Origin of the sequence: Terriglobus sp. YAF25, assembly GCF_052113305.1 — a bacterium.
GTDB lineage: Bacteria > Acidobacteriota > Terriglobia > Terriglobales > Acidobacteriaceae > Terriglobus.
The window spans coordinates 1-4,426 of the sequence record NZ_JBFRCY010000380.1; the positions used below are offsets into that span (position 1 = coordinate 1).

2 protein-coding genes are annotated in these 4,426 nt (G+C 57.9%); one reads left to right on the plus strand and one right to left on the minus strand.

Annotation, left to right across the window (positions count from 1 at the left end; genetic code table 11):
- A partial coding sequence (locus tag AB4043_RS15975; protein ID WP_442307496.1) for a TonB-dependent receptor domain-containing protein occupies window positions 1-2,937 on the minus strand: 2,937 nt, incomplete at its 3' end.
- A 236-nt stretch (window positions 2,938-3,173) separates the two neighbouring features.
- Here AB4043_RS15975 and AB4043_RS15980 point away from each other — a divergent pair.
- Window positions 3,174-4,426, plus strand: a 1,253-nt coding sequence (locus AB4043_RS15980) for an amidohydrolase family protein (RefSeq protein WP_442307497.1), incomplete at its 3' end; no start/stop codon positions are given.

The following is a 4,426-nucleotide window of genomic DNA, read 5'->3' on the forward strand; positions in this document are numbered from 1 at the left end:
GTCATAGCCCGCAAGACCATAACGCGCGTAGCGATTGTTAGGATCGTTACTGTTGCCGCTGCCGCCCGAAAAGACTCCGTTATCGCCGTCGCCGCCGGTCACAGTCGTCATGACCTTGCTCCAGGTATAGGCTGCCTGCACATACACACCTTTGCTGACCTGACGCCGGAGCGTGGTCTGCAGGCTGTGATACATCGAGGTGCCATAGGTCTCGATCCGGTTCAAGCCTCCAGGAGCGACGCCCTGATACGGAACGCGGGCAGCGATGTTCGCCGAGTCGAGCGAGTTGGTTGTGACTCCGTTGATCGGGTTACTGGGGCTGGCAAGATAGGCACGGTTGATCGCGCGCGATTCGGCAAGGCGGGTGCCACGTGTACCGACATATCCGACTTCGGCCACCAGGTTTTTCGGAAGCTCCTTCTGTACGTCGAGGTTGTACTGCTGCACGAAGGGTGAGTCGATGTTCTGGGCGACCGCCGTTACCGGCATGCCACTGGTGTTGGTAGACGAGTATGGCATGAGGGGACGCCAGGCTCCAGGCGTCAGCTTTGTCGTGAACGGTGTCTGGAAGGTAGCAATAGCATTCGCCGTTCCGCTGATGGTTCCGGAGGAGCTAACGAAAGGCTGATTGCCCAGTGTCTGCAGGACCGAATTTGCATTCGGCAGCGTGTAGAAGACTCCGTAGCCGCCGCGAACTACGGTAGACGAGCTGGCGCCCAGCGGCTGCCAGGCAAAGCCGACACGCGGACCGAAGTTATGCAGCGGCAGGTCGTTCTCTCCCAGGCTCATACTTCCAAGACGCTTTACTCCCGCTGGAGGATTGGCAGAAGAATTTGCCGGGACGACAAAGCCCTGGTAGGTTCCACTCACAGGAACCGGCTGGAAGGGTGTCACCAGAGACGGCCAGAAGCTGGTCAACACACCTTTGTTGGTGCTGATACCACTGTTGATCTCCCAGCGAACGCCGGCGTTGACAGTGAGGTTCGATGCCAGCTTGATATCGTCCTGCAGGAACATCGCCAGGCTAGTGCCGCGGTAGCCCTTGTAGTAGCTGCCCTGCTGGCTGCTGCTGGAGTTCACATTGCTGTAAGAGCTGTGATTCTGTGCCGCACTGAGACCGAGCGCGAAGTCCTGAAAGGTCTGGAAACTCAGAGAGCCACGCTTGTTGTTCGGATCGTCAAAGTTGAACTGGTTCTTCTCTCCCAGGAAACCGGCGCGAATGCTCTGCTTCCCATGCGTCCAGTTGATCTGGTCGCTGATCTCAAAGGTGTTGACTGCCGACATGGAGACGTCGTTGTTGACGCCACCGAGGCTGAAGTATCCCGTCACGGACATGATCGGCGTCAGCGGATATGCTGGATCGCTGGGAGCCGTCATGCCGATCTGGTCGAAGTGCAGGTTCGCCTGCGTCTGCAGATTGCCAGTGTTGCGGACATAACCGACGAGCCCCTCGTTGAGCAGGTGCGCATTCAACGCCGAGGTCAGTTTAAGGACTGCGACCTGGCTGTTGAACTTCGGCGTCACACCGTTGCCAGGAGTATTCGAGGTGCTACTGAAGGGCTTGTCCTGGGGCTGGTTCGAGTAGAAGTAGCGTTCTGCAAGGGTGTGCTTTTCCGACAGGACATAGTCGGTGTTCACCATGAACTGATCTTCGCTGTAGTGGGATGGCAGGCTGAAGGTGGAAAAGCCTACCGGGTTTCCGTTGGCATCGGTCGACATGCGCTGCGGCGTCGGAATCAGATAGGTACCGTTTGCGATCTTCTGATTCAGCAGATTCAGGGCCACTGGGTTGATGTTGCTGCCATCGCAGGCAACTTCCGTCTGCGAACCCGTATTGCTGTAGTTGCCGCCATTGAACGGATGCCACCGCGCATTTCCATTGGGACACGCGGCACGACCGATGGCTCCGGCAGTACGATCGTTGGTCAGCGGAAAGAGTGTATTGGTAACCAGCGAGCCCGCGCTGAGGCCGTTCACCTGCCGTGTTCCCTGGTAGGAACCGAAGAGAAAGAGCTTGTCCTTCAGGATGGGCCCGCCCAGCGTGCCACCGAACTGGTTCTGCTTCATGACGGCGCGCTTCTGGCCATTCATCTTCAGGAAGGTGTCGTTCGCGTTCAACACATCGTTACGGAGAAACTCCCATGCCGATCCATGCAGGGTGTTGCTACCCGACTTGGTAATGACATCGACGTTCGCGCCGGCATCGCGGCCGAAACCAGCATCGTAGTTCGTCGTCTGGATCTTGAACTCCTGCAGCGAATCAGGGTTCGGAACGGCGATGCCGGCCTGCTGCACGAAGTCACCGGCGCGGCCGGAGCCGAAGTTGTTGATATCGGCGCCGTCCATATGGAAGTTGTTGCTGATGCTGCTGGCGCCGTTCACGTAGACATCCTGCGTGCCCTTGCCCAGGGTCGCGGCATTGTTGACATCTCCAGCCACTCCAGCGGACATCGTCAACACCTGCGTGTAGTTCCGATTGGTAAGAGGGACTTCGCGAATGGTGGCGCCATCAACGACGGTTCCCAGGGTGGCATTCTCTACCTGCAGCGGGGCGGGAGTTGTGCTGACCTCTACCGTCTCCCCTTCACTGCCGGCAACCATCTGAGCGTCGGCGCGAGCAGTCTCCGTCACAATTACGGTAATGGGCGGAACGACTTGTGTCTTAAACCCGGGCGCAGTGATGCTGACCCTATAGGTCTCCGGCGGCAGCAGGCCGACAGCAAACTGTCCACCGCCGTCGGTCTTTACCGCGCGAACCTGCGAGGTCGCGTTCGACGTTACGGTCACGGCGGCATTCGGAATCACCGCACCTGTCGGATCAGTCACCGTACCACGGATCGCTCCGGTAGTTGACGTTTGCGACACAATAGCCTGGGTAAGCAACAGTCCTGCAGCGACACTAAGGAGAGCACCCCTGAGGGAGTTTTTCCAGTTCATCGAAGAACCTCTTTTTTCGTTGGGTACTTTGATTGTGCGGAAACAATTGCTTTTTGGAAATTCGGTTAATTACGGAAAAACATCGTGTTAACGCTACGTAGTTCTACGTAACACTGAAAAACAATCGAATGTTCCCTTGGATGCGTTCCTAGATGCGTTCCTGGATGCGGAACGGATGACAGCGCCATTTTTTGTTAGAGTGTGGCAACACCTATACAGCACGGAGCTATTCCCTCATGCGTACGTTCGTAGCATCCGCATCGTTTGTCTTTCTGATTCTGCCCGCGTTATCACAGCGCCCAGCCACGACGGTGGATGCATCGAGGTACCTCTACGGGAAGAACTCCGCGACCAAGGTGCTGCAGCACGTACGCGTGATCGATGGCACCGGCGCAGCCGTGAAAGACGACCAGACCGTTGTGATCGAAGGGACGAAGATCACGACCATCGGAACATCGGTGAGTGTTCCGGCGAATGCAGAGGTCTTTGATCTGGCTGGCTACACCGTGCTTCCGGGCCTGGTGGGGATGCACGACCATATCTATTACCTGCAGCGTCCGAACACCGATGCACAGGGATCGGAGGGGCCTACACTGCTGCCGCAGATGACCTTCTCCGCGCCGCGCATGTACCTGGCAAATGGTGTTACGACCATCCGGACAGCGGGCTCCGTGGAACCGTTTGCGGATATCAATCTTCGCAAGCTGGTCGACAGCGGACGCATGATCGGCCCTCATGTGGAACCGACGGCACCGTACCTGCAGGGAGTGAGCGATATCTTCATGCAGATGCACACACTCACAGGCCCCGAAGATGCCAGAGAGTTTGTGAAGTTCTGGGCGAGTCAGGGCGCAAATAACTTCAAGGCGTATATGCACATCACGCGCGCCGAGCTGCAGGCGGCCATTGAAACAGCACACGCGCTGCACCTGAAGGTTACGGGACACCTCTGCTCAGTCAGCTACCCGGAGGCCGCGGAGCTCGGCATCGACAACCTGGAGCATGGTTTCTTTGTAAATACCCAGCTCGATCCGGAGAAAAAGCTCGACACATGTTCGCGGGAGACAGGTGCAGCCACGCTTGCGAAGATGACTCCTGAAAGCCCAGAGGCGGCGGAGCTGATCAAGCTACTCGTCGCCCACCACGTAGCGATCACAAGCACGCTGCCGGTCTTCGAAGCCGGACTTCCTGGAAAGCCCGCGCTGCGGCCAAAGGCACTGGCAACACTCACGCCGCAGGCGCTCGAAGCCTATCTGTATGGCCGCGATCGGCGCAGCACCGCGCCTGAGACCGAGCTCACACGGCGCCAGGTGAAGAACTATAAGAACGCGACAGCGCTGGAGCATAAGTTTGTCGAAGCAGGCGGATTTCTGATGGCCGGCCTTGATCCGACCGGGAACGGAGCCACACTTCCCGGCTTTGGAGATCAGCATGAGGTGGAGTTGCTGGTGAACGACGACCACTTCACTCCCATCGAAGCCATCAGAAT